The sequence below is a fragment of the Marinobacter sp. W-8 genome (assembly GCF_044342215.1).
Lineage (GTDB): Bacteria > Pseudomonadota > Gammaproteobacteria > Pseudomonadales > Oleiphilaceae > Marinobacter > Marinobacter nauticus.
Genome location: NZ_CP172297.1, coordinates 1,827,801 through 1,852,130, shown reverse-complemented (window position 1 = coordinate 1,852,130; position 24,330 = coordinate 1,827,801). Strand labels below are relative to the sequence as shown.

Annotated in this window: 28 protein-coding genes and 1 tRNA gene; 24 read left to right on the top strand and 5 right to left on the bottom strand. The window is 55.1% G+C overall.

All coding sequences use genetic code 11. The annotated features are described in order from the left end of the window. The first annotated feature begins 23 nt into the window (after positions 1–23). The 17 genes from ACF8YQ_RS08605 to ACF8YQ_RS08525 all read left to right on the top strand — a co-directional run bounded on the left by ACF8YQ_RS08605 (position 24) and on the right by ACF8YQ_RS08525 (position 14,149). Positions 24–1,322: a tyrosine-type recombinase/integrase gene (locus tag ACF8YQ_RS08605; RefSeq protein ID WP_396623203.1), complete on the top strand. Its 1,299-nt coding sequence runs from the start codon at positions 24–26 to the stop codon at positions 1,320–1,322. Between the two features lie 3 nt (positions 1,323–1,325). After that, positions 1,326–2,147: a hypothetical protein gene (locus ACF8YQ_RS08600; RefSeq protein WP_396623202.1), complete on the top strand. Its 822-nt coding sequence runs from the start codon at positions 1,326–1,328 to the stop codon at positions 2,145–2,147. Between the two features lie 97 nt (positions 2,148–2,244). Continuing rightward, positions 2,245–2,439, top strand: a complete 195-nt coding sequence (locus ACF8YQ_RS08595; RefSeq protein WP_396623201.1) for a helix-turn-helix transcriptional regulator — start codon at positions 2,245–2,247, stop codon at positions 2,437–2,439. After that, a complete protein-coding gene (locus tag ACF8YQ_RS08590) occupies positions 2,436–2,663 on the top strand; it encodes a hypothetical protein (RefSeq protein WP_396623200.1) in 228 nt (75 codons plus the stop codon). The genes ACF8YQ_RS08595 and ACF8YQ_RS08590 overlap by 4 nt, the downstream gene beginning before the upstream one ends. Next, positions 2,660–3,094 (top strand): hypothetical protein, encoded by a 435-nt coding sequence (locus ACF8YQ_RS08585; protein WP_396623199.1) that lies wholly within the window; start codon positions 2,660–2,662, stop codon positions 3,092–3,094. Before ACF8YQ_RS08590 ends, ACF8YQ_RS08585 begins: the two co-directional genes overlap by 4 nt. Positions 3,095–3,336: 242 nt before the next feature. Continuing rightward, the gene (locus ACF8YQ_RS08580; protein ID WP_396623198.1) at positions 3,337–5,349 is read left to right on the top strand and encodes a hypothetical protein; all 2,013 of its coding nucleotides are present in this window, start codon (positions 3,337–3,339) and stop codon (positions 5,347–5,349) included. Next, positions 5,349–5,891: a hypothetical protein gene (locus ACF8YQ_RS08575; RefSeq protein ID WP_396623197.1), complete on the top strand. Its 543-nt coding sequence runs from the start codon at positions 5,349–5,351 to the stop codon at positions 5,889–5,891. Before ACF8YQ_RS08580 ends, ACF8YQ_RS08575 begins: the two co-directional genes overlap by 1 nt. A 6-nt stretch (positions 5,892–5,897) precedes the next feature. Then, a complete protein-coding gene (locus ACF8YQ_RS08570) occupies positions 5,898–6,134 on the top strand; it encodes a hypothetical protein (RefSeq protein ID WP_396623196.1) in 237 nt (78 codons plus the stop codon). A gap of 300 nt (positions 6,135–6,434) precedes the next feature. Further along, the gene (locus tag ACF8YQ_RS08565) at positions 6,435–6,887 is read left to right on the top strand and encodes a DUF4124 domain-containing protein (protein WP_023010151.1); all 453 of its coding nucleotides are present in this window, start codon (positions 6,435–6,437) and stop codon (positions 6,885–6,887) included. A gap of 161 nt (positions 6,888–7,048) precedes the next feature. Further along, a complete protein-coding gene (locus tag ACF8YQ_RS08560; RefSeq protein WP_396623287.1) occupies positions 7,049–7,219 on the top strand; it encodes a phage integrase central domain-containing protein in 171 nt (56 codons plus the stop codon). Positions 7,220–7,572: 353 nt separating this feature from the next. After that, positions 7,573–7,737 carry a hypothetical protein gene (locus ACF8YQ_RS08555; RefSeq protein ID WP_396623195.1) on the top strand — a complete coding sequence of 55 codons (165 nt, stop codon included), beginning with the start codon at positions 7,573–7,575 and terminating at the stop codon, positions 7,735–7,737. 515 nt (positions 7,738–8,252) lie between these two features. Beyond that, entirely contained in the window at positions 8,253–8,498 is a 246-nt protein-coding gene (locus tag ACF8YQ_RS08550; protein ID WP_023010150.1) for an AlpA family transcriptional regulator, read from the top strand. Next, complete coding sequence (locus tag ACF8YQ_RS08545; RefSeq protein WP_396623194.1) at positions 8,495–9,469, top strand: hypothetical protein; 975 nt, start codon at positions 8,495–8,497, stop codon at positions 9,467–9,469. Before ACF8YQ_RS08550 ends, ACF8YQ_RS08545 begins: the two co-directional genes overlap by 4 nt. Before the next feature lie 378 nt (positions 9,470–9,847). Next, entirely contained in the window at positions 9,848–10,261 is a 414-nt protein-coding gene (locus ACF8YQ_RS08540) for a hypothetical protein (RefSeq protein ID WP_396623193.1), read from the top strand. Between the two features lie 451 nt (positions 10,262–10,712). Continuing rightward, on the top strand, positions 10,713–11,087 hold the full coding sequence (locus ACF8YQ_RS08535) for a hypothetical protein (RefSeq protein ID WP_396623192.1): 375 nt from the start codon (positions 10,713–10,715) through the stop codon (positions 11,085–11,087). Positions 11,088–11,098: 11 nt separating this feature from the next. Continuing rightward, entirely contained in the window at positions 11,099–13,864 is a 2,766-nt protein-coding gene (locus tag ACF8YQ_RS08530; protein WP_396623191.1) for a phage tail tape measure protein, read from the top strand. Positions 13,865–13,888: 24 nt separating this feature from the next. Further along, a complete protein-coding gene (locus ACF8YQ_RS08525; RefSeq protein ID WP_396623190.1) occupies positions 13,889–14,149 on the top strand; it encodes a hypothetical protein in 261 nt (86 codons plus the stop codon). Positions 14,150–14,480: 331 nt separating this feature from the next. Here the strand turns inward: ACF8YQ_RS08525 and ACF8YQ_RS08520 are convergent, their stop codons facing one another. Together ACF8YQ_RS08520 and ACF8YQ_RS08515 are read right to left on the bottom strand one after the other, a co-directional pair. Continuing rightward, complete coding sequence (locus tag ACF8YQ_RS08520; RefSeq protein ID WP_396623189.1) at positions 14,481–14,960, bottom strand: hypothetical protein; 480 nt, start codon at positions 14,958–14,960, stop codon at positions 14,481–14,483. A 110-nt stretch (positions 14,961–15,070) separates the two neighbouring features. Continuing rightward, positions 15,071–15,161 (bottom strand) — tRNA-Ser (locus tag ACF8YQ_RS08515). Between the two features lie 263 nt (positions 15,162–15,424). Here ACF8YQ_RS08515 and ACF8YQ_RS08510 point away from each other — a divergent pair. The 5 genes from ACF8YQ_RS08510 (at position 15,425) to ACF8YQ_RS08490 (ending at position 17,617) form a co-directional block, all read left to right on the top strand. Beyond that, the gene (locus ACF8YQ_RS08510; RefSeq protein WP_011785004.1) at positions 15,425–16,126 is read left to right on the top strand and encodes a Bax inhibitor-1/YccA family protein; all 702 of its coding nucleotides are present in this window, start codon (positions 15,425–15,427) and stop codon (positions 16,124–16,126) included. Between the two features lie 100 nt (positions 16,127–16,226). Then, positions 16,227–16,637: a sulfurtransferase complex subunit TusD gene (gene tusD / locus ACF8YQ_RS08505; protein WP_396623188.1), complete on the top strand. Its 411-nt coding sequence runs from the start codon at positions 16,227–16,229 to the stop codon at positions 16,635–16,637. 2 nt (positions 16,638–16,639) lie between these two features. Further along, the gene (locus ACF8YQ_RS08500; RefSeq protein ID WP_396623187.1) at positions 16,640–16,990 is read left to right on the top strand and encodes a DsrE family protein; all 351 of its coding nucleotides are present in this window, start codon (positions 16,640–16,642) and stop codon (positions 16,988–16,990) included. Between the two features lie 9 nt (positions 16,991–16,999). Then, complete coding sequence (gene tusB, locus ACF8YQ_RS08495) at positions 17,000–17,287, top strand: sulfurtransferase complex subunit TusB (protein WP_014421412.1); 288 nt, start codon at positions 17,000–17,002, stop codon at positions 17,285–17,287. A 3-nt stretch (positions 17,288–17,290) separates the two neighbouring features. Next, positions 17,291–17,617, top strand: a complete 327-nt coding sequence (locus tag ACF8YQ_RS08490; protein WP_396623186.1) for a TusE/DsrC/DsvC family sulfur relay protein — start codon at positions 17,291–17,293, stop codon at positions 17,615–17,617. Positions 17,618–17,639: 22 nt separating this feature from the next. Here ACF8YQ_RS08490 and ACF8YQ_RS08485 read toward each other — a convergent pair whose 3' ends face one another. The 3 genes from ACF8YQ_RS08485 to nfuA form a co-directional block, all read right to left on the bottom strand. After that, a complete protein-coding gene (locus ACF8YQ_RS08485; protein WP_396623185.1) occupies positions 17,640–17,999 on the bottom strand; it encodes a hypothetical protein in 360 nt (119 codons plus the stop codon). 21 nt (positions 18,000–18,020) lie between these two features. After that, positions 18,021–19,232, bottom strand: a complete 1,212-nt coding sequence (locus ACF8YQ_RS08480; protein WP_396623184.1) for a DUF445 domain-containing protein — start codon at positions 19,230–19,232, stop codon at positions 18,021–18,023. 183 nt (positions 19,233–19,415) lie between these two features. Continuing rightward, on the bottom strand, positions 19,416–20,003 hold the full coding sequence (gene nfuA, locus ACF8YQ_RS08475; RefSeq protein WP_396623183.1) for a Fe-S biogenesis protein NfuA: 588 nt from the start codon (positions 20,001–20,003) through the stop codon (positions 19,416–19,418). A gap of 238 nt (positions 20,004–20,241) precedes the next feature. Between nfuA and metH the strand changes: the two genes are divergently transcribed. Together metH and ACF8YQ_RS08465 are read left to right on the top strand one after the other, a co-directional pair. Further along, positions 20,242–23,940 (top strand): methionine synthase, encoded by a 3,699-nt coding sequence (gene metH / locus ACF8YQ_RS08470; RefSeq protein WP_396623182.1) that lies wholly within the window; start codon positions 20,242–20,244, stop codon positions 23,938–23,940. Positions 23,941–23,955: 15 nt separating this feature from the next. Beyond that, entirely contained in the window at positions 23,956–24,189 is a 234-nt protein-coding gene (locus ACF8YQ_RS08465) for a DUF2970 domain-containing protein (RefSeq protein WP_114434053.1), read from the top strand. Positions 24,190–24,330: the final 141 nt, after the last annotated feature.

Below are 24,330 nucleotides of genomic sequence, written 5' to 3'. Positions count from 1 at the left end.
TGTGACAGGATGTGGGCCAAGCAATGCCGAAGATTGCCAAGGAACTTTCCGCCCTTGAGGTTAAGCGCCTCACTTGCAGGATAGACCCGGAAACCGGAGAGGCGACGGAAGTTCGCTATCCGGTAGGTGGTGTGTCTGGCCTGCTACTCCGAATAACTCCCTCTGGTTCCCGTCAATGGATTCTACGCGCCAAAGTTGGCAATCGGCGCCCGGATATGGGCCTGGGGCCCTACCCGGAAATCTCATTAGCTCAAGCCCGCGACAAAGCCCGGGAGATGAAAGAGAAAATCCGGAGCGGGATAGATCCCCTGGAAGAAAAGCGCACCCTGAAACGCGCACTGCTGGCGGAACAAATCAGCACGCTGACATTCCAGAAGGCCATGGAAAAATACATCAAGATGAAGGCTAAGGAGTTCCGGAACCCCCGGCAGGAAAAACAGTGGACGAACAGCCTTAACACCTACGCAATCCCGCATCTCGGCAAGCTGCCGGTTCGTGAAATCGACCTCCCGCACATTAAACAGGTTCTGGACCCAATCTGGGAAACCAAAACCGAAACCGCCAATCGCGTCCGCGCCAGAATTGAGAACATTCTCGGCTGGTGCGCGATCCACGGTTACCGTTCAGGGGAAAACCCGGCTCGATGGCAGGGCTATCTTGATGAGGTCTACCCGTCTCCGGAGAAAATCAAAAAGCGTGGCCACTTTGCCGCCCTTTCCGTGGACGATATGCCGGAGTTTATGAAGGATCTGAAAAAGCGGACAGGTACAGCGGCCCGGGCTCTGGAATTTCTGATTCTGACCGCCAGCCGTACGAACGAGGTGATTGGAGATAAGCGGATCGGCAAGGCCGGAGTTACCTGGCAGGAAATCGACCTGGCCCGCAAAGTCTGGACAGTGCCAGCTGACCGCATGAAATCTGAAAAGGTCCACCGCGTCCCGCTGACTGATTCAGCCATTGAGCTTCTCAAAGGGATGGGAGAAGGATCCCCGGAAGATTTGATCTTTCCCGGGCCAAAGGGCGGAATTCCGTCAAACAACTTCCTAACTGCCCTCCTGAAGCGGATGGAAAGGCCAATCACCGCGCACGGCTTCCGCTCGACGTTCAAGGATTGGGCCAGAGAGCGCACAGCCTACTCTGACGAAGTTTCGGAGCTGGCCCTTGCACACGTGAACAGTGACGCCACCCGGGCCGCCTATGCCCGCTCAGAGCTGATAGACAAGCGCCGGCTGATGATGGCCGATTGGGAGCAATTCTGTGTGCACGGGGAGAACAAAAAGGAATCCGGCAAGGTGGTAGCCATTGGCGAGGGGAAGGGATAAATCATGGCAAAACTAAGGCTGAAACAGAAAGAATGGTTCACTCTAGCCGACGCTGCGAAGTATCTGACAGACGTAACTGAAGGCGCCGAGATTACTGAAGCAGATGTTATTCAATATGCTCTCGATGCAGAGCTCACAATTTCAGTGCGTCTCAATAGGTGGACTGAGCACTGTTTTCCGTATGGGAATCTGTATTTAAGCAATAATGAAGGTCCGAGCCTCAAAGAACTCAGTGAAGGGTTGCAGGATCCCATTCGCGACATCCATTTCTTAATTCATAGAAATCAGCAATATTTTGTCGTTTTGCGCGACGAAACAAACTTAATGCCAGGTATTTATGATATAGCTAATGACGCCGACAGCAGCGAAATCATATCCGATCTCTGGATAGCGCTTAAAAACGGACAGCAGGATACAAACGGTCAAACCTTTTCTTCTCCTCCGGCCCTAATAAACGAGTCAGGTAAATCTGTAAGGTTTTGCAAATATATAAACCTCATAGATGATGAAAGCAGAGTCGCAATAAGAATTCCGGACTACCAAATACCCCCAAAAACCTATTTTGTTGTCCGAAAAGCGGAAATTGATTCCCTTACAGAACCAAGCTCGAAACCTGAAAACCATGAAAAGCTATCGACGAAAGAAAAGAAAACCTATCTCAAAATCATCAGGACCCTCTGTGAAGATCACGAGCACCTTGATCTCAATCAGCACTCAACCACCGCCAGCCAAATAATAGCAATGGCCGACACGCTGGGGTTATCCATTCCAAGCAAGCGCACCCTCGAAACACTACTCAAAGAAGTCCGTGAGCTAGAAGATTAAGCGCAATTGCGCAACCACATAACGCAACTGCGCCAAATCAATAACCCGCGTTGATTTACTGACCTCGTTGTTATCAGAAAGCACACGAGGTCATTAAATGAAATCAGATCAGACAGAGAAATACCTCTCAGCCCGAGAGCTCGCTTCTCGTTATGAAGTGTCCTTGGTTACGCCTTGGCGCTGGGCCAAGCAAGGATCTTTCCCCTCCCCCGTAAAACTCGGACCTAACTGCACCCGCTGGAAGCTCTCAGAGATTGAAGCCTGGGAAGCCAGCAAGGGGACTGCAGCATGAAACAGCAATCCCCCGTTAAGCCTGGCTGGTTCTTCCGTAATGGCCGGCGGTACCTAGCCGTTTCCGAAGTACCGCGCACAGTCAATCTGACGACCTCCGAAGTAACCGACGCCATATCCCTAGGGCAGCTCAGAATCGAGCGTGTGAACGGCTGCAAAGTCGTCGCAATGGAGGAACTGTTCAACTGGATTGATATGCAAGAAAGCGGGAGGGGCCAGGCATGAGACGCATATACCATTACACCAGCCAGGCCCAACACTTGCCCCAGATATTGGATTCCGGGGCGCTAATAGGCCGGGCTGACTTCGAAAATGAGAAGCCGCTTGTCTGGTTTTCTCTCAACCCCAATTGGGAGCCCACCGCGACTAAGCCAGTCCGGGAACATGGCGTGCTAACCCAACTGACCCCGAGCGAGTACCGCCGCCGCTTCGGCATGGCCCGGTTATCACTTCCGGCTGATGACCCGCGCCTGATGGACTGGAGAGCAGCCTGCAAGTACGCGGGGATTCCCACCAGAGACAGAAAAGCCATGGAGGCCGTGGGCAAGCAAGCTGGGGGCAATCCGAAACACTGGTTTGCAGCACCGGGCCCCATTTCTCTTTCTGAATTGAAAGTGGAAATTCTGGACGGGAAAGCATGGAGGGGCCAGGCATGAAAACGGCACCCGCCCCCGGAGGGGCAAGGCACCAGACCCATCCCGATTATATCACCAGTGCCTACGGCGAGCGCAAAGAGCTGACCAGATCAGCTCTGGAAGCGATGGGCTGCACAACAAAGCCAGTCGAAATAACCCGATATGATAGTAATGGCAGCCCGGCGAAGCCTTGGAAAGGCAACGCCATATTCCGTCCCCTATATTTAATTGCCACTGGTGAGCCTTGCGGTCATGAGCGGATTTTGGACGAGAAGATCCAACAGATTCCGGATGAAAAGCCCAAGGACAAGCTGGCCACCAAAGGCGCCAAAGTGGCTGGCGCATGCACGCCTATCGGCTTCGATATAGCCGACCTACCCACTATGACCGGCAACATCATTGTTTGCGCCGGACTAGCGGACGGATACCGGCTCCATGAAGCTACCGGGCTGCCGGTTGTCTGTGGCGTTGGTGAGGCTCTGATTCCGCGTAACGTATCTGAGGTAGCAAACCGCAATCCGGATCTGCACCCCATTGCCGCCGTGGATAATGACAAGGCCGGAAAGATAGCCGGTGAAAAGTCTGGGTGTGTCTGGACCTGCCCACAATCTGAAAAAGACTGGAGTGACGTTTACCAGCAAGCAGGATCCGAAGCTGTGCTGGCGGAGTACCAGGAAGGTCTGACCGTACCGGCCAAGCCCGACTCAATCACGGAAGACGCAGACGACGAACGCAAGGCGCAATCCGACCTGATTGTGGAATTCGTTCTAGCCTTCAATGACCTGTTTCACGATGAAAATGATATAGCTTATGCCCGGAACATGGATTCCGGCGAAGTGTGGCCGCTGGCAGGAAAGGCTTTTCGCCACTGGCTGACCGCTGCGTTTTATAAGCAAACCGAAAAGGCGGTTCGGGATCAGTCACTGCGTGAAGCAAGGATGACGCTGGAGGGTATGGCAATGCAGGACTGCCGACCGGTTTATATCCGAGTTGCCAGCATTGATGGCCAGCATTGGATCGACCTTGCGGAGCCCGGAAAGAGCACGGCTATCTGCCTGATGCCGGGTAAGTGGGCAATCTATGATGCTCCGGTGATGTTCTCACGCTCCGAGAGTGCCCAACCACTACCACGCCCAGAACCCGGAGGGAACATCGATCTACTATGGAATATTGCCAACATCGTTCCGGATCAGCGGATCCTGGTTATTGCCTGGCTAGTGGAGTGCCTGCGAACAGATACACCCTTTCCGATTCTGGAAATGTTCGGTGAACAGGGCTGTGCGAAATCTACTACCCAGACCGCCCTCCGACGACTGATTGACCCGAACGCTGCCGACCTGCGGGCAGTCCCGAAGTCTGCCGAAGACCTTTATGTGACCGGCGGAACCAACCACGTAATCAGCATCGAAAACGTCAGTCATTTACCCGCACCGATTCAGGATGCGCTGTGTGTGATAGCAACCGGCGGAGGATTCGCCAAACGGAAACTGTACAGCGACAGTGACGAAATCGTTATTACCCTCAAGCGCCCGGCAATCCTGAATGGCATTGTCGCCGCAATCACGCAGCAAGATGCAGTCTCGAGGGCAATTAGCATTGAACTGCCGGTGATTACCAGTGCAGCGGCCAAAAACAAACTCGATACTGAGTACGAAAAGAACAGGGCGGCCATTTTGGGCGGTCTACTTGATATCGCAGCAAAGGCCTTTGAATACCTTCCGGAGATGACACTGCCGGCGGATCAGCGCCCGCGCCTGGTAGAGTTCGCCTATCTCGGCATGGCCGTTGCCAAAGCGATGAACTACCCGCCAGAAGTCTTTATGGAGCAATTCAACGCCGCCCGCCAGGACGGACTCGAACGCTCCCTGGACGCCAGCCCGGTTGCTAGTGCTATCAGGGATTGGGCCGAAACAAACCCGGATCAGATTGCCGAGCGGTCTGCGAAAGACTGGTTGAACTGGCTGGAGGACTACAAGCCCAAAAACTGTGATTCGTGGCCGCGTTCGCCAAAGGGACTTGGTGACGCTATGCGCCGGGCCGCGCCTGCGCTTCGCCAGCTGGGCATTGAATGCCGGTGCCTTGGCAAGATCGGTTCAACGGTCAAATGGCGTATCGGTCAGAAAAAGTCTTCAGAACAAAGTCGTCAATGTCTTGAAGTCGTGAACAATTCGGAAAAACAGCACGACATTACGACTTTAACGACTTCAGATCAGAGAGTTTCTTTTGATGAAAGCCAGAAACCTGCCCGATCTGCTGGCGGAAGGAGGCTGTTCTGATGACTGCCTTGGCTTACCTTCACGCAAACGGGCTGGATGCTGAAACCCTGATGGGCAATCAGATCGCAGTCTGGCCAGAGGATTCGATCACTCCAGAGATGGAGCGCTGGATCTCTGAACACAAGTCACAGTTGGTTGCTGAATTGAGAGGGTGCGGCGAGAACCCGAACGAGCTTCTACTGGCAATTGCCCAAACCCTTCAGAGCAACCCCGCCCGTTTGCGGGCAATGCTCACCGATGACGATATGCAGGACATAGCCGAAGGACTGAACAGCCCCGCCGATATGCTGGATTTCTTCAGACTGGCACAGGAAAACGGGGATTTGCTGGCGGACGATACACCAGAGCCCACTAGAGCGCCGGAGAGCAGCCCCGGACACGTCGAACTGATGCAGGCATGGAAGCCTGCCCACGATGACCTGATTAACCACCTGATGGCTTGTAGCGCCTGCTACGCACCCCGCGCCCGGTACTGCACCGAAGGGGCAGAGTTACGCAGGGCATACCTTGAGAGCTACCAGAACGCACAACAGCCGGAGTAAACACCCATGACCAAAGTGACACACCTGCACCCAGCTACAACCGTCTACCGATACAAGGCCGGAGACATTACCCGCGCCCTGGCTGAAGGTTTGAAACATGAAGTCGTCGCCGCCGACATCGAAAAGGTTTTGCGTGATGTTCTGTTCTTTCCAGAGCACGATGCAGAAGCGCAATACGGGGCGCTATGTGAGGCAAGCAATGTTCTCTACAACCTGCTGTACGCCAACGGCACCGCACCATAACGACACCAGCGGCAACAGGTACAGGCCGGGCCCTGCTGGCGGACAAAACCCGAAAGGTACTACCGGGCAACAACTCACCACGGGGACGCGGAACCGCACAAGCCGCCCAATTATCGGCACCCCATGCCACCACCACCGCACGACCGAACGCCCCGCCCTGCCTGCCTGAAGCCGTGGCGAACGTGGAGAAACAGGAAGCCAGGACCAAAAAACTGGCCGGTGCGCAGATGGCTTGCCTGGAGGCGCGCAGCCAAAGTCCTTATGCTAGGCTGTTACATATCGTTACAGGGAGGTAATCTCATGCGTTTTCTTGCTCTTCTTCTGACTGCACTTTCATTCTCAGCTGCTGCCCAGGTCTACAAATGGACGGACGAAAACGGCGTTACGCATTTTGGTACTCAGCCACCGGCTGGCCAACACGAATCTGTTCATATCCGAGAAAGCTCCCCGGGCGCCATGGGCAAGGGAAACCCTGCATCGTCAGACCTGGAGCTGCGAGCCCAACGGTTAGAGCTGAAACGAAAGCGTGAGGAATTGCAGCGGAAGGTGGATCGACGCGAGGCAGCTGCCAGAGCTGAGGCAGCAAGAGGGCCTGAGGAGAGCTGGGCCTGCAAGTATTCCAAGGATCGAGTAGAGGAATACGAAGTGCGCTTGCGAGAGCTTGGCAGGCGCGGATATCAGCAGTGGGAAAAAGATCAGTTGGAGTCCTGGAAACGAGAAGCTGAGCGAGAGGTTCAACGAGACTGTAACTGAGACAAATACTCAGTGAAGAGGTCCCGCCGTGCGCCGGTTTGTTATACGCGGAGAAAACACGGCAGGCCTGCCCACAAAACAGCAGCGTTAATGAAACCGGCTCACAGAATGGAATTACCTCTACCTGGCAACACCCGATCACTCGTATTGAGCCGCCACTGGTGCTCCGAAAGATCCAAGCACAGGGCAAGTACGAAACCGCGCACAGAATAAAACAGCAAATCAGCCAGGTATCCAGGTTCGCTATTTCAGATGGCTGGGCTGAAAGGGATCCTGCAGCCGACCTTCGCGGCCTCGTGAAATCCATGCCAGCAAAAGCAGAGCTTCCATAACAAAACCGGGCTGTTACGGGCCATTGAGGCCTATGCAGGCCAGCCGACAGCTTGCGCTGCATTGAAGTTGGCGCCCATGAATTTCTTTCGGCCCGGGGAGCTCAGAAAGGCGATTTAGTTGGGAGATTGATCTTGCTGCCGGCACCTGGATTGTTCCCGGCGAAAAGACGAATGGCACACTGAAAGCCAAGCGGGCGGGCCAGGTACCGGACCGCATCATTCCCCTGCCCCGCCAAGCAGTCGAGATCCTCAAGCCACTGTAACAAATCACAGGCCAGCGCCCCTTCCTGTTCGAAGCAATCGAACCCGGGAGACAACTCTCAGAAAACACGATCAACACCACGCTCCGGAGCATGGGCTATGACACTGAGGTTATGGTTGGTCATGGATTCCGGGCAACCGCGTCAACACTTTTGCATGAAATGGGCTGGCAGCCGGAAGTCATCGAGCTGCAACTTGTTCACCGCCAGCGAAACCAAGTAGCCGTCGTATACGACAGAACCGAGCGGCCAGTCTGAAAGAGCGAAAAGCGATGTTGCAGCATTGGGTGGACTACCTCGACTCACTGAAAACTGGACGCTCAATTCTGCCATTCAAAGCAAAAGAAGCCTGAACAATCATTGTATTTTTCAATAAAGAAATTAAAAAAAGATTGCTGACGCTATCACCACAGGCATAGTGAGCAGCCGCTGACGGACGTCTACGGATAGCAACGAATAACATACCGTAACCATTTGAATCTTGGGCAAGTTCTCCACAGGCGATGGAGTGCTGGCATTTTCGGGAAGATCAGCTTGCGGACTTTGGATTAAAGCGGCAGGGTTATGACGTGTTCGGAAGTGAGCGGATACGGAAGCGTACCAGGCAACCGTATCCGCCCGAACCCAGAGCCGTTGAAGGATGGGTGCTATTAAGATGCGACTCCAAATAGCCCCCGAACGATAACAGGGCGTTAGCGTCTCTACAATTTCGCTTTGTATCCTGGGGCCAGCCCCTCAACGGCATAACTACACCTGAAATACAGAGGTATGTTATGGCCGCTGCCAATCAAACCATTATTCGACTCGCTGAAACTCTCCGCCGAACCGGCCTCTCTCGCAGTACGCTCTACGATCTGCAAACCGCCGGGGACTTTCCAAAATCCATCAAGCTCACCCGTCAGGGTTCCGCTGTTGGCTGGCTTGAATCAGAGGTAAACGCCTGGATTGAGGCCCGCGTCGCTGAGCGTGATCAAATCGCTCAACATGCCTGGGAATCGACAGGGAGGGCCGTTGCATGAAAAAACTAACCGCAGCAGAACGCGCCAATCGACTCCGAGAAATCGAGACCCAACGTGAAGAACTCATGCCGGAGTTCAGCAACATTCGATCCCGGCTCCAAAATGTCCAAGGCCAACAAGCGAATCTTGAGAAACAGCTTCAGGAACTCACCTCACCACCTCCGAAACATGGCTGGCGGACTGCAGGCCGGTCAGGTGACACGGCTCGTGTTCGTCGTGAACTGGATCAAGTAAAGCAGAGCAACGAACAGCTTCAGGAAGAAATGCGACCTTTCCAGGAACAGCTGGACGATCTGGCCAAGGAAGAAGAAACGCTCCTGAACAATCCGCCCAAGGTATCGCTGGCGGACCTCCAACAGACTCAAGCCGAAATCACCAAACTTGAAATACAGATAGATCGAATCGGTCAGGCCCGGGATGAAGCAGCAGCCAGGACACCGACAGCGGGTATTGAATCTCTGAAAGAGGAAATCGCCCAAGCGGCTTCTGACCGTGATCTGCTAGCAGCTGACCTGGACCTCGGCGAAGGCTCCGAAGGGGATCTCAAGAAAGCCACCACCTATCTGACCAAGCTGAGGAAACAGCTGGCAGAACAGGAGGAAACCGCCAGCTTGGCCGGAGCAACTCAACGAGGCTACGAAAAACGGCTGGCGGACCTCTCAGAAACCAAGCGTCAGGCAGAGCAGGAATTCCGTTGTCAGCTGAGCTTGTACGCCAAGGAAATTCACGATACCGGGCTTCAGAAAATCGTAAAGGCCTTTGAGGAAATCGCCCCCGCTCTCAACGAGATTCTGGCCGCCAATGAGCTGTCGGCCATCCACGGCACCGGGGACGAGTTCAGCCGTTTAAGCGGGCGCGTCAGGCTTGATATGGGAGGCTTTCACGGTATCGAGAATAACTCAATCAGCGCCGATGACGAATTGATTTCTGAGAGAGTTGCGGGAATTTTGGCGGACATTCGCAAGAGCTGAAAAAAGGCAGCTCACCACGCCCATTTGGTGAGCTGCCTTCCTGGAGGAATAAAACCATGAACAATCTTAGCACACCCCTGCCTGAACAAAACAGAGTCAGAATCACCACCCCACTGTTGGCCCGCGAACGCCGAATTCTAACCGCCCTTCTCATGGGTCCGGTCAGTCGTGAGCAAGCCGACAGAGTAGGCCGTGTGAGCAACTCGCCACAATACATTGCCACTTTGCGGAGCCGGGGCCTGGCCATCGCCTGCATGAGGCAAACCTTCATCAACGAGGATGGGACTCTGTGCCGACCTGGAATCTACCAACTGTCCCGGGACTCCATTCCCCTCGCTCGAGAGCTTCTCTCTATCGCCCGCCAGGGAGCCTGAACGGATGCCGGCCAAAGACCCCAGGGCAAAGCACAAGGGCCGGAAAGGACAAGCGGGGTACCTCCATATACCCCGCGATGTTCTGAAAAGTGAGGCCTATCTCAACCTGGACGGCTGGGCGGTGAAATTGCTGGTTGATGTTGCCGGCCAATTCTGCGGAAACAACAACGGCGATCTGACGGCATCATGGAGCGTTATGAGGGATAAGGGGTGGCGGTCACCGGGAACCCTGAACAAGGCCCTCAAAGCGCTGACTGAAGCCGGCCTGTTGGAGCAGACCAGGCAGGGAGGCCGGAACCGGTGCTCTCTCTACGCCGTTACGTGGCGCCCTATCGACGAGTGCAAAGGCAAGCTCGACATAAAACCAACCCAGGCCCCCAGCGCCCGCTATCTGAATTTGGAGAAACTTGCAGCATGAAAATTAAAAACTGTAGTCGCTATTCGTATCAATGTAGTCGCTATGTGTATCAGTCAGGGGATTTTCCCCCTCCCTCCCCCTTCCACTGGTCGCTATGTGTATCAGTCATGCAATTTTGGGCGCGCTCATTAGTCGCTATGTGTACACCTTATAGTTTACCAAGGGGGGTGTTTACTCAGCTCTCTCTTTGCGGTGAATCCAGTGAGAAATCACCCACGGCCACCAGTGAACACATTGGCTGTTCAGTAAGCACAAACGGTAGTCACTCACACCACCTGAAAAACCCGGGGGACCCTGGCACCTCAAAAACTCCGCGGGGACGGTGCAACCACCCGGTATTCGGAAAATTTTTGGCGCTACATGGGGCCTCACCAGTTGGACTGGTAAACCCTATACAAAACAATCAACTAGATCTGATTCATCTGATGATTCCAGAGACAGGAGAGAACCAATGACTACCCAGAGAACCCTCGCCAAGCTGAACAGCCAACTGGCCGCAGCTGAACGGGCCTCCGCTGTATTCAAAGCGGAGCTGAAAAAACTTCAAGCGATCGAGCAGGAGCTACGCCAGGAATACGACCTGGCCACGAAGGATGACATTTTGAAATTGTGCATCGCCAATTCCGAAGATGATCTTTTTGTTGCCCTATGCCAACGCCCGATGCCTCGGAAGGCGGTTAAAGCAAAGCTGGAGCTTGCCCGGGAACTGAGGGACATCGCCCAAGCCGCAGGCATTGACGCCGGCCCACTCATTCAACACATGGACAACCCTGCACAGTTACTGAAAACCGCCATCACCGCCGCAAAGACAAGCGGCTACCATTGAGGGGAAACATCATGGCTGACCTGAAAAAAACCGTTGAATTGATCTTTGGTGGCGTCGATAAGACCGGCCCCGTTATTTCATCCGTTGGCAGGAACCTTGATTCACTCGTCGATAAAACCGGCAACATCACCGGCCCGCTGGCGGATGCTGCCGACAGCATTCTGAAGTTGCAGACCTCACTGGTTGCCCTGGGGGCCGCCGCCCTCACCTTTGCAGCCAAGGAAGCCGTTAGCTTTGAGGCGGCCCTGATTGACCTGCAAAAAGTCATGGGCGATAACGAGGGAGCTGCAGCCGATTACGCGGACACTTTCAGCAACCTCTCCAACCAGTTCGGAGTGGACGCCGGGGCCATTGTTCAAAGCACGGCAGATTTCCGCCAGGCCGGTTTCGATATCAACGACTCGTTAACCCTTGTTGAACAGTCGTTGCTGGCGGTTAACGCTGCGGATCTGACCACCCAGCAATCGGCGGATCTGTTGATTGGTACGCTGGCGGGCTTCAAGGCTCCGGCTGCCGATGCCGCCAACCTGCTGGACGTGCTGAACGCCGTTTCCAACAATGCCGGCGCCTCAGTGGCCCAGCTCGGGGACGGCTTCAAGGTCCTGGCGCCAGTGGCCAAAACGCTTGGGCTGACTTTCGAGGAAACCGCCGCCCTGCTGACGCCGGTAGTTGAAGTGACCCGCTCCGGATCCGAATCGGCCAACGCCCTGAAAACGGCAATCTCCAATCTCATCAAGCCGACCAAGGAACGAAAGGAACTGTTGGAGGATGAGCTCGGCATTCAGCTTGAAATCGACGGCCAGCGCCGGAACACCAAAGATGTTCTGTATGACCTGATTGAAGCCACCCAGAGCCTGGACGATAACGAGAAACAGCGCGTGGCAACGGTCATTGCCGGCGCCGAGCAGATGAGCCGGTTCCTGGCGGTTCTGAATGGCGCTGAACGCTCTGAGGAAATTCTCAAGGTAGCATTGGAGGCCAGCGGTTCCACGCTCCGAGAATTCGAGGTTCGCACCCAGTCCGCAGAGTTCGCCCTGAACCAACTTCGGGCCGCATTCACCACGGCAGCCAAAGTTACCGGGATGGAGTACATCGAGGAAACGAAAGCCGCCACCCAGGCTACCACAAGCCTCGTTCAAGCCTTCCAGCAAGCCCTACAGGGCGATAACGCGGATAAGCTGTTTGACGCGCTTCGGGGTGGCCTGGAACGGTTCTCTGAACAGGTAAATGTCATTGCCGAGAATCTGCCTGAAGCTTTCGAGGGCCTCGACTTCTCGCAGTTGCTGGTGGCCTTCGACGGCCTGGGGGATGAGCTCGGCGACGCGGTAAGCGCGGTATTCGGTGATATCGACCTGGACACAGCAGAAGGCTTGCAGCAAGCCCTGCAAAAAGTAGTGGATGCTTTCACCGCACTGACCAACGTTTCAGCCGGCATCATCAACGGCCTTGAGCCGCTATTCGACGCCATTGGCGCCGGCATTGAGGAATTCCAGAATCTGGATTCAGCCACCCAGAAAAGCGTTGGAGAGTTGCTCGGTATTGCCAAGGCCATTGATACCGTTCTGCCCCTTCTGGGCGGCCTGGCTGGCGGACTGCAATCCGTTGGCTCTGGATTAACCGCCCTGGCCGGTGCGCAAGGCTTCAAGGCCCTACTGGGCAACCTGGGCGAACTTGAAAAGATGGGCAAAGTCGGGAAAGGCGGCCTTATCGGCTTTGCTCTGGCTGGCGGGTATGCCATCGGCGAAATCATCAACGAGACAATCATTAATCCACTTGAAGAAAAGTTCGGCACCTCTATCGGCAGCTGGCTTTATGAGCAATTCAACAAGGATGAGCTGGAGAAAATCACCAAGGCCATGGCGCCGGTCTCCGAGGCCCAGCAGAAACTGGTCAAAGACACCCAGGATCTGCGCGACATGAACGCCAGCCTGGCTGAAAAGCTTGGCAAAACCGAAGTGGCCACCAAGGACACCCAGCGGGCATGGCAGGACTACGCCAATGAGCTGGTGAACGCAGCCAACAAACACGGCGATCTCAACGAGGCCATGAGCGGTACCGGGGAGAACCTCAATCGTTCCGCCAACGCAGTAGAGCGCCTGCAGGGTGAGGCTAGCAAAAGCGGGGACGCCCTCGGCAACGTTGGCCGGGCTACCAAACAGCTGGCGGAGAACAACGAAACCCTGGTTCTCGGATACGACAAGGCCACCGGCAAGGTTAACAGCTGGTCCGGCGCCATAGTGCGATCGGGTGACGCCATGGACGACACCGCCACCAAAACGGAAAAGGCCATCGCCAAGTCTGAAGATTATTACGTTCAGATGGAGAAAATTGCCAGCAATGAACGGATAGCTAACATCCAGGCATCGGTGGATTTGGATATTGCCGAGGCAGAAGCAAATGCCCAAAGAGTTGAAGCAATGCTGGAGTCTATTTCGAGCACGTTTGGGGACTCCACAAAGCTGACAGGCGATCTGTTCGGAATGCTCCTCAACGATGCTGATAACTTCCGTGAAAAATGGGCCGTTTCTGACCAGATCAAGAATGAAAACAAGCTCCGCGATGAACAGATGAAACGGCAGAAGGAATTGACCGAAGCCGAGATTGGTTACATGAAAGAAAAAACCCGCCAGCTTCGGAAAGGGGACGCCAAGCTGACAATCAACGCAGCCGGCCTTGAGCCCCACCTAGAAGCGATCTGGTTCCAGATCCTAGAAAAGCTCCAGGCAAAAGTGAACGCCGAAGGTGAAGAAATGCTCCTGGGCCTGAAGGGCAACTAACCCCAACTGAATGAGGCATACAGCATGACCAGCGAAAAGTTTAAAGAAAGATTTCAACACCACCCACTAGGCTACGTTTTCCAAATAATGGAGGTGGCAAACGACGAAGCTGAGCTTGAGCGTTATCTCAGCATGGCCCACGGAATGATTATGCTTCTCGAATTCCAGGGAGAGCTATCGAAAGAGGATCACGATTTCCTGAAAGAGGCCGCCAAGGGCAACGCAAAACGGAATTACGACAGGCTTCAGAAAACCAACGCGGCAGCCCCGGCCACCAAGCAGTAACCGGCCAATTGTCGGACAAAACACAGTAAATCATAAGCCCCGGGAGTTCCCCGGGGCTTTCACGGACTATTCGCAAAACTCAGAGTTTCAACACCCCTCAACGGGGAACGTTCGATAACCGTACTGACGCAAATCTGCGTCAACTTTCAGCAAAACCCAGCCCGGGCAATTTTTAAAGTTGGGTCGCCTTGTTCTCTTTGCCATTCTTGCGCCTGCTCAAGCGTCTCGAACTCAGGCGACACCGGGAGAGCTGGCTGGTCCGGACGACAGACATAATAGTATTCTGTTGGTGTTTTCATTTTCTCACCTTCCTCATCGTCGCAATCACAGCTTAGCGCCCAACCTCAGCGAGCGCCCGCATTTCCTGCCCCGCTCGGTCCATATTATCAATCAGCTGGCCGACATAGGTTTCAACAATTAACCCGCTCAGTTCTGAGCCTCCATCTCTGGCTTGCTCAAGGTATACCAGCATCATGAGCAGCATGGATCGGGTGTGTTCATGGATCATGTCGATGTTGTTGAAATGCTCAGCGCCGGCATCCTCCATTGACTCATGCGTGGCTTGTGCATCACTTTGTGTGGGCAGCGACCTTGGTTCAGCCTCGTATTGCTTACAAAGCAACTCAGTCTTTCCGCATGCATCGGATACAAGATCAAACGTACGCTCAATCATTGCGGCCAGGGTGACCTCCGGGGAGTCACTCTCAAGCATATGATTCAGGTTTTCAGGTTTGCGCAAATAATTCAGCAATGCGTCTGCATCAAGCAGGCGTGAACGGCAATCAGTAAGATGGTTGGAGAGTTTTTGCATGGTCACATTCCTTTTCGATTGTTGGTGAAAAACAAGCGAATCAGGCATGTGGGCCAAGTTGTAGGCCTTTTGGATTTCCGGGAGATAAAAGACTGTTTTGAAAGGAAAAATGGCGGTGGGCCAGGGATTCGAACCCCGGGACGGCTATTAACCGTCGGCGGTTTTCAAGACCGCTGCATTCAGCCACTCTGCCAGCCCACCGTCTAGTCGAAGCATCGGGAAACGCTTCGGCTTGCTGCCTTGTCGACAGCGGGAGGAATGATACCGGATTTGCCCCCTCTGTCAACGCCCTGCAAGAAAAACAAAGCAAATTCCGTGGCTTCTGGTCAGAGCTTAGACAAGATTACCGCGTTTTAATGGAATCCATTTGGTGTTTCTCTGTCGTAAATGATTGAAAGTTGCGGTTTCGACATTATGATGGTCTACAGTATCCAGTTGCACTAAAGCACTAAACGGAGATGACAATGGAAGACAGACGTTTCGGCGTTCAGAACAACCAGGCGGCCTACTCGCCGGCCAGCGAGACCAGTCGCGCAACGACCGGTATCAGCGACGACGCCATGAAGGTGTTGCGTAACACCTACATGCTGCTCGGTATGACCCTGGCGTTTTCAGCCGTGACTGCGTTCCTGAACATGAATGGCACGCACCCGGGCTTCCTGATTACCATCGTGGGCTACATCGGCCTGCTGTTCGCCACCTATAAACTAAAGAACAGCCCCTGGGGCATCGTCACCACCTTCGCACTGACCGGCTTTATGGGTTACACCCTTGGCCCGATCATCGGTGCGTTTGTTGCTGCCGGCGCCTCGCAGATTGTTGCTCAGGCACTGACGCTGACTGCCGTCGCGTTCGTGGGCCTGTCCGCAACCGCTATCATCACCAAGAAGGACTTCAGCTTCCTGTCCAGCTTCCTGACCGCTGGCGCATTTGTGCTGATTGGTGCCATGCTGCTGGCGTTCTTCATGGAGAGCTCTGCTCTGCACCTGGCCGTTTCCGCAGGCTTCACGATCTTTGCTTCGATCATGATCCTGTTTGAGACCAGCCAGATCATCAAGGGTGGCGAGCGTAACTACATCATCGCCACCGTTGGCCTGTATGTGTCCATCTACAACCTGTTCGTCAGCCTGCTGCACCTGCTGTCTGCGTTCAGCGGCGAAGACTGATCAGCAAACTCAGTCCAACGCCTTGAGAAAACCCCGGCCTATGCCGGGGTTTTTGCTTTAGGTACACTTGCAGGGTTTCCACCAGTCAGCAGTCAAACCCATGCCGCAGTCTCTCAGTTACACACTCGTGATCACCGGTGCACCCTGGGCAACACAGGCGCCCCAGACGGCCCTGTCATTGGCTCAGGCCCTGCTGAAAGCGGGCCACCGTATCGACCGGGTGTTCCTGTATGGTGATGGCGTACACCTGGCGTCGGCCCTGAGCGCTCCTCCCTCCGATGAGCAACACTGGCCGCGACTGTGGTCTGAATTCCTTTCCGGGAACAACATCACAGCGGTCGCCTGCATTGCTTCGGCACTGCGCCGTGGCATTGTCGATGATACCGAACAGGCCCGTTACGAGCTGACCGCCAGCAATCTCAGGGCACCCTTCGAAATTGCCGGTCTTGGAGAGTGGGTAGAGGGTAACCTGAAGTCCGACCGGGTTCTTTATTTTCACGGGGCACACTGACCATGACCACCCTGATTGTGATCGATCAGCCACCCTATGGCTCCTGGACAGGACGAGAAGCGCTGGACATAACGTTTTCCCTGGCGGCCTTCGACCAGCCCGCCGCGATGCTGTTTCTGGGGGCTGGCGTCCACTGGCTTTGCAAAGGCCAGGCCGCCGACGCCGTCGGCCAGAAATCTGTGGAGAAGAATCTCTCTGCCGCCACCCTGTTCGGCGTTGAACAGATACTGGTCGATACCCGGGCATGCGCACAATATGGACTGGAGATCGACGATTTGCTGTCAGGAAGCACGCCATCGGAGTCGATTTCCGAAACCCTGAGCCAGTTTTCCCGCGTTGTTTTTGCCGGATAGGACCCTGTCATGCCTGAAAACACGACCGCAACCCTGCACATCATCAACAAAGCTCCGGAACACGCCAGGTTCCGGCATTGTCTGGCGTCTGCTCAACAGGGTGACACGCTACTGCTGATTGAGGATGCGGTGCTCGCACTGCTCGATCGCGAAAAGCAGTTGCCGGGGGCTTCTTATGGTCTGGAGGCAGACGCACATGCGCGCGCCGTGGCCAATCGCGTGCCCGCAGATCAACTGGTGGACTACGCCGGTTTTGTGCAGCTGACCGTCAATCATTCACGAATCATCAACTGGTAAACCATGAGTGCTTCGAACTCGCCTGAGAGAAACAACGAGGGTTTTCTGGAGGACGCGGCCACCTGGACCAATGAGGTAGCCCAGGAAATCGCTCATGAAGACGACATTGATTTAACGGTAAAACACTGGGAAATCATATACTTTTTGAGGGATTTTTATAAACAGCATGAGATGTCGCCACCGTCGAACCGGTTGTTCGTAAAGGCCGTAAGAGAAGCGCTGGGGGACGAGAAAGGCGACAGTATCTACCTGATGACACTGTTCCCCGGAACCCCCGCCAAAACAGCCTGCCGGATTGCCGGACTGCCTCGCCCTACGAATTGCCTCTGAGCCCGTGGAAGATGTCGCGCTGTTATCTGTCCCGCTTTTCGGCTGACTGCGCCTGATTGGCTTGTTGCTCTTCGGCAGCGGCCCCCAGAAAGGTGCTCAGCCCGTTTTCAAACAGGTTCGAACCAAACTTGAGGAACTGGCGAGTGGATTCCCTGGTGGCACCGTCCCAGGCGCTTTGGGGTATCTGCCGGATAGATTCAGCAACCCCCTTCTGAACGCCACTGGTCACCCTCGGCTCAATCTCATTGGCGGTATCAATCAGTTCCTGAATGCGCTCAGCCAGCCATGGCTTTACCACCCAGAACCAGAAACCGAAGAGAACGGCCGTTACGGTGGCCGCTGTCAGTAAAACCTGCGTGAGGATCTGCGCCCAAACTGGCATACGCTATTCTCCCTGGTGTGGTCAGCCCAGTACGGCCTGGGGCAAGCCGGTCATGGCAAGAAACTGAACGAGCCCGGCCACGGCACCAAACAAGCCACCCACGAACATCAGCTGGATTTCTTCCTCCCGGAACGCTGGCCTGAGGATGTCCTGGAACTCTTCCGGGCGCAGGGCTTTCATCTGGCTGGCCAGCACCCCCGCCACGACGGGTGCACGCTCCCGATTGAAAGCGGGATCACTGAATACATCCCGGGTTGCCAGCACCGCTTTCTGATTCATCACGCGCTTGAGCTCGGTGTAACCGGTCATGCCCACAGACACCTGGGCCGCCAGCTTCATGACCATGGAATTGTCGAGCATGGGGCGCAGGTGTTTCTGGATGATGGCGCGGGTACGGTCACCATGCTGACCGTTGATCATGGCATCGGCGACTTTCTCCACCGTGATCAATTCCTCCGCCACCAGGCGCGCCCAGATATCGCTGATTTCATCCTGCCGACGCAGGAACAGCCCCTGCAACTGCCAGAACAATACCCGGCGCGGGCGCACCGGTGCAAAGATCAGGTTGATGGCAATCCAGTTAGTGATAAAGCCAATAAAAAAGCCGCCTACCGGCAGTAACCAGGGCTGGGGGTAGAACACCGAAACCGGCGCCAGCACCGCGCCCATCAAGGCACCGATAATCGCGCCCCGATTAATGACCGACCTGAGTTCAACCGCACCCGCCTGCCGGAATATACGATTCATCAGGTCCGGATGGTTCTGAAGCTCCCGACTCAACAGAGCCTTGAGATCGACCAGCTCATCCAGGTCGTCACCAAAATCCTCCACCAGTTCTTCTACCCGATTGGGTAACTGTTGCCGTGCCCACTGATAGATCCGGGCACGAACAAACAGCGGCAGGTTATCCCAGAGTACCGGCTGGATTTCATACATGACCTCGTCAATGTACTCATCCATACGGGGCGTTACCTGAGCCACCACCTGTTCCACAATGCGGTTGGGCTCCAGCTTCTGGTACACAGAATTCAGGTCGCCAAACTTCTGCAGTGTGCGATCGATGCAGATGTGGGCCATTTTCTCGGCCTTGCGCGGAATCACCCCTTGCCAGCCAATAACCCCAACGCCAATGAACCGGACAGGATGAAAGGACATCTGAATGGCGAGCCAGTTGGTGAACCATCCCACCACGGCAGCCATTACAGGCACGGACACAAGAGCAAGGTCAGTCAAGCGTTACCCCGAAAAAGAAAAAGCGTTCGCTCACACGGCACGGATAATACCCGGGCTTTGATTCTGTTTATGTGACCGATAATGAAGTATTACGCTTAACAGGCCATTGGCCGTGTAGCCAGGCAAGGCGGGTGTTTCTGGCAGCCGCCAGAGAAGGGGCGACTGCCGGAGGAAGGGTGCAACTTACTGATAGTAAGCGTTTTCGGTATTCGAGTGGTCTGTCACATCACGCACCGCGGAAATTTCAGGTACGCGTTCCTTCAGTGTCTTCTCGACACCCTGCTTCAGCGTCAGGCTGACCGCAGAGCAGCCCTGACACCCGCCACCAAAGCGCAACACCGCAACCGATTCGTCAACAATCTCAACCAGCGAAACATCACCGCCATGAGCTGCCAGGTTGGGATTGATTTCAGAGGCCAGCACGTAGTTCACACGATCCGGCAGGGGCGCATCATCAGCCACCTGCGGCACCTTGGCATTAGGCGCCTTGATGGTCAGTTGCCCGCCCATCTGATCCTTGGAGTAGTCGACATAGGCGTCTTCCAGGAACGGCACCGAATTATGGTCCAGATACAGAGTAAACTTCTCCAGGTTGACCTGCTCATCGGTTGGCACAACTTCATTGGGCGGACAGTATGCCAGACAGGTCTCTGCGTTGCGGGTGCCGGGCTGGGTCACGAAAATGCGTACGCCCATACCTTCAACGTCCTGCTTTTCAATCAGTTGCGCAAGATAATCCCTTGCGGAATCAGTCACAGTTACCAGAGCCATGCTTCCTACCTGTTATCAAGTGTGACTGACATTTTATGAGAGATCGCCGGAACATAAAAGACCAAGTAAAATAGTCGGGCATTAATGGGGTAATCAATTTCCCTTATCCCAACGGCGGACAGGCAAAACGGAACTTGATAATGATCATCCGTACTAAGACGCCTTTCAGCATTTTTGCTATGATCCCGCGCCAAAACGTAAAACACGACGTTAATAACGACACCCGGAAGAGTTTTCTATGACCGATCGCAATACACGCCTGGAACAGCTGCACCAAGCCCTCAAGGAGCGGATTGTCATTCTTGATGGTGGCATGGGCACCATGATCCAGAACCAGAAACTGGATGAGGCCGCATTCCGGGGCGATCGATTCAAGGATTACGAACGGGAAGTTCAGGGCAACAACGACCTGCTGAACCTTACCCAGCCTGCCCTGCTCCGCAACATCCATGCAGAGTACCTGGACGCGGGCGCAGACATTATCGAGACCAACACCTTCAACTCCACCAAGCTGTCGCAGGCCGACTATGGCCTGGAATCGCTGGCACGGGAGTTGAACGTAGCTGCGGCAAAGCTGGCACGGGAAATCGCCGACGAGTTCACCGCGAGGAATCCCCAAAAGCCACGCTTTGTAGCCGGTGCCGTGGGTCCCACCTCACGCACCGCTTCTATTTCACCGGATGTGAACAATCCCGGTTACCGGAACGTGGATTTCCAGACTCTGGTCGACAATTACTACGAGGCAGTTTCCGGCCTGGTTGAAGGTGGTTCAGACCTTATTCTCATTGAAACTGTTTTCGACACCCTGAACGCCAAAGCAGCAATCTACGCGACCCAGCAGTTCTTTATAGACAGTGGTATTGAGCTGCCGATCATGATTTCCGGCACTATCACCGACGCCTCTGGCCGAACCCTGTCTGGCCAAACCACTGAAGCCTTCTACAACTCGGTTGCCCACGCTAAACCGATTTCCGTGGGTCTGAACTGTGCACTGGGCGCGGACGCGCTGCGGCCTTATGTGGAAGAACTGTCGAACAAGGCCGAAACCTATGTATCAGCCCACCCCAACGCCGGGCTGCCCAACGAGTTTGGTGAATACGACCAGACCCCGGAGGAAATGGCCGAGATCATTGAAGGCTTTGCCAAAGACGGCTTTCTGAACATCATCGGCGGCTGTTGCGGCTCGCGCCCGGATCATATTGAAGCCATCGCCAGGGCCGTGGCCAAGTATCCGCCCAGACAGATTCCTGAACGCCCGAAAGCACTCAGGCTCTCCGGCCTGGAACCGTTTACCGGTGACGAAAACGCCCTGTTCATCAACGTGGGTGAACGCACCAACGTAACCGGCTCCAAGCGCTTCCTGCGGCTGATCAAGGAAGAACAGTATGAGGAAGCCCTGAGCGTTGCCCGGGACCAGGTTGAGAACGGTGCGCAGATCATCGATATCAACATGGACGAGGGCATGCTGGATTCCAGGGAGGTGATGGTTACGTTCCTGAACCTGGTGGCCTCTGAACCGGACATTTCCCGCGTACCCGTCATGATCGACTCGTCCAAGTGGGATGTGATCGAAGCAGGTCTGCGCTGCATCCAGGGCAAGGCCGTGGTGAACTCCATCAGCCTGAAAGAAGGCGAAGAGGAGTTCATCAAACGTGCCAGGGACTGCATGCGCTACGGCGCTGCGGTGGTGGTGATGGCCTTTGACGAAGACGGCCAGGCCGATACCTTCGAACGCAAAACCGAAATCTGCAAACGCTCCTATGATGTGCTGACCGGCGTCGGCTTCAACCCGGCCGACATCATTTTTGACCCCAACATCTTTGCCATTGCTACCGGTATTGAGGAGCACAACAACTACGCGGTGGACTTCATCAACGCCACACGCTGGATCCGGGAGCATTGCCCCCACGCCTCTATCTCCGGTGGCGTCAGCAACGTGTCATTCTCGTTCCGCGGCAACGATGCGGTACGTGAGGCCATTCACTCTGTCTTCCTGTATCACGCGGTCAAGGCCGGCATGAATATGGGCATCGTGAATCCGGGCCAACTGGTGATCTATGACGAGATCGAGCCTGACCTGAAAGAACTGGTGGAAGACGTGGTTCTGAACCGCCGGGATGACTCCACCGATCGCCTGCTCGAAGCGGCCGAAAAGTTCAGAGGCAAAGGCGGCCAGGCCAAAGAGGAAGACCTTGCCTGGCGTGAATGGCCCGTTGAAAAACGCCTGGAGCATGCCCTGGTTAAAGGCATTACCAGTTACATTATTGACGACACAGAAGCCTGCCGGCAAAACGCCAGCCACCCCATCGAGGTAATCGAAGGCCCGCTGATGGCCGGCATGAACGTGGTTGGCGATCTGTTCGGTGACGGCAAGATGTTCCTGCCCCAGGTGGTCAAGAGCGCCCGGGTAATGAAGCAGGCCGTGGCCCACCTGATTCCCTACATCGAAGCAGAGAAAACTGAAGACCAGCAGGCCAAGGGCAAGATACTGATGGCCACGGTCAAGGGCGACGTACACGACATTGGCAAGAACATTGTTGGCGTTGTCCTGCAGTGCAACAACTACGAGGTAATCGACCTTGGCGTGATGGTGCCCTGTGAAAAGATTCTGGAAACAGCCCGAAAAGAAAATGTCGACATGATTGGCCTGAGCGGCCTGATCACACCGTCACTGGATGAGATGGTGCACGTAGCGCGTGAAATGCAGCGACTGGACTTCAATATCCCGCTGATGATTGGTGGTGCCACCACCTCGAAAGCCCACACAGCGGTCAAAATCGAGCCCCAGTACAAGAACGACATCGCCCTTTACGTTTCTGATGCATCCCGCTGCGTGAACGTAGCATCCCAGCTGTTGAGCAAGACCGCGAAGCCCGCTTTCGTGGAAGCAGCTCGCACCGAATATGACGAAATTCGTGAACGCCGCAAAAACCGTGGTGACCGCACCAAGCTGGTGTCGCTGAAAGAAGCCCGTGCCCGTGCACCGGAAATCGATTTCGAGAACTACCAGCCGCCCAAGCCCGCATTTACCGGTGTCCGGGTCTTCGAGGACTATGATCTGAAGGAACTGGTGGACTACATCGACTGGACACCGTTCTTTATTTCCTGGGACATTGCCGGCAAATACCCGGCCATTTTCGACGACCCGAAACGAGGCGAAGCCGCACGTACCCTGTTTGACGATGCCCAGAAACTACTGAAACAGATGATCGGGGACAAGCGGATCTCGGCAAGAGGCGTTGTCGGGTTCTGGCCCGCCAATCGTCGGGGTGATGACATTGTCGTGTACACCGATGAATCCCGGACCGAAGAGCTCACTACCCTGCACCACCTGCGTCAGCAGGATGAGAAAGCTCCGGGCAAGCCAATGATGGCGCTGTCAGATTTCGTGGCGCCGGAGAGTCTGCACCTGGGCGATTATGTCGGAGGCTTTGCGGTGACCACAGGCATCGGCGTGGACGAACTGACCGCTGAGTTCAAAAACGCCCACGACGACTACAGCGCCATTATGGTGCAGGCCCTGGCAGACCGCTTGGCCGAAGCCTTTGCCGAGCGCATGCACGAACGGGTGCGCAAGGAATTCTGGGGTTATGCCACCGATGAACAGATGGCCAACGAGGACCTGATCAAGGAGCGCTACCGTGGTATCCGCCCGGCCCCCGGCTACCCTGCCTGCCCGGACCATACCGAAAAGGCCACTCTGTTCAAACTGCTGGATGCCACCGCCAACACCAGCCTCCAGCTAACGGAGCATTTCGCCATGTATCCAACCGCAGCGGTCTCCGGATGGTACTTCGCCCACCCGGAAGCCAAATACTTTGCCGTTGGCAAAATTGGCGTTGATCAGGTTGAGGACTATGCTGAACGCAAAGGCCTGACCAAGGCTGAGGCTGAGCGCTGGTTGATGCCAAGCCTGGCGTACGATCCGGCGGAATAACCTGAGGCGTATTCCATGAATGACGTGACCGAAAACAACAATAACAATGAACGCCCCCGCAGCCCGGGGGTTCTTAAGATCATGCAAAGCATCCTTGCCGGCGCTTTCGGTGTGCAGTCTGACAAGCGCCGCCAGGAAGACTTTTCACACCACAGCCCGCTACCCTATATCATTGCAGGCGTTCTGTTTACCGTCGCGTTTGTGGGCGCGCTGATCATCGTGGTCAAACTGGTATTGGCCGGGCAGTAGCCTACTGCCCGGATACCCAGACCACCGCAAAAGCAACTGCCAGCAGCACGAGCAATACCGCCGCCACTGCATCGGCCTGGCTGTCTGATTGCACGGATTTTTTCATGGCACTTCCTCCTTCCTACCCGAAGTTGTTGTTTT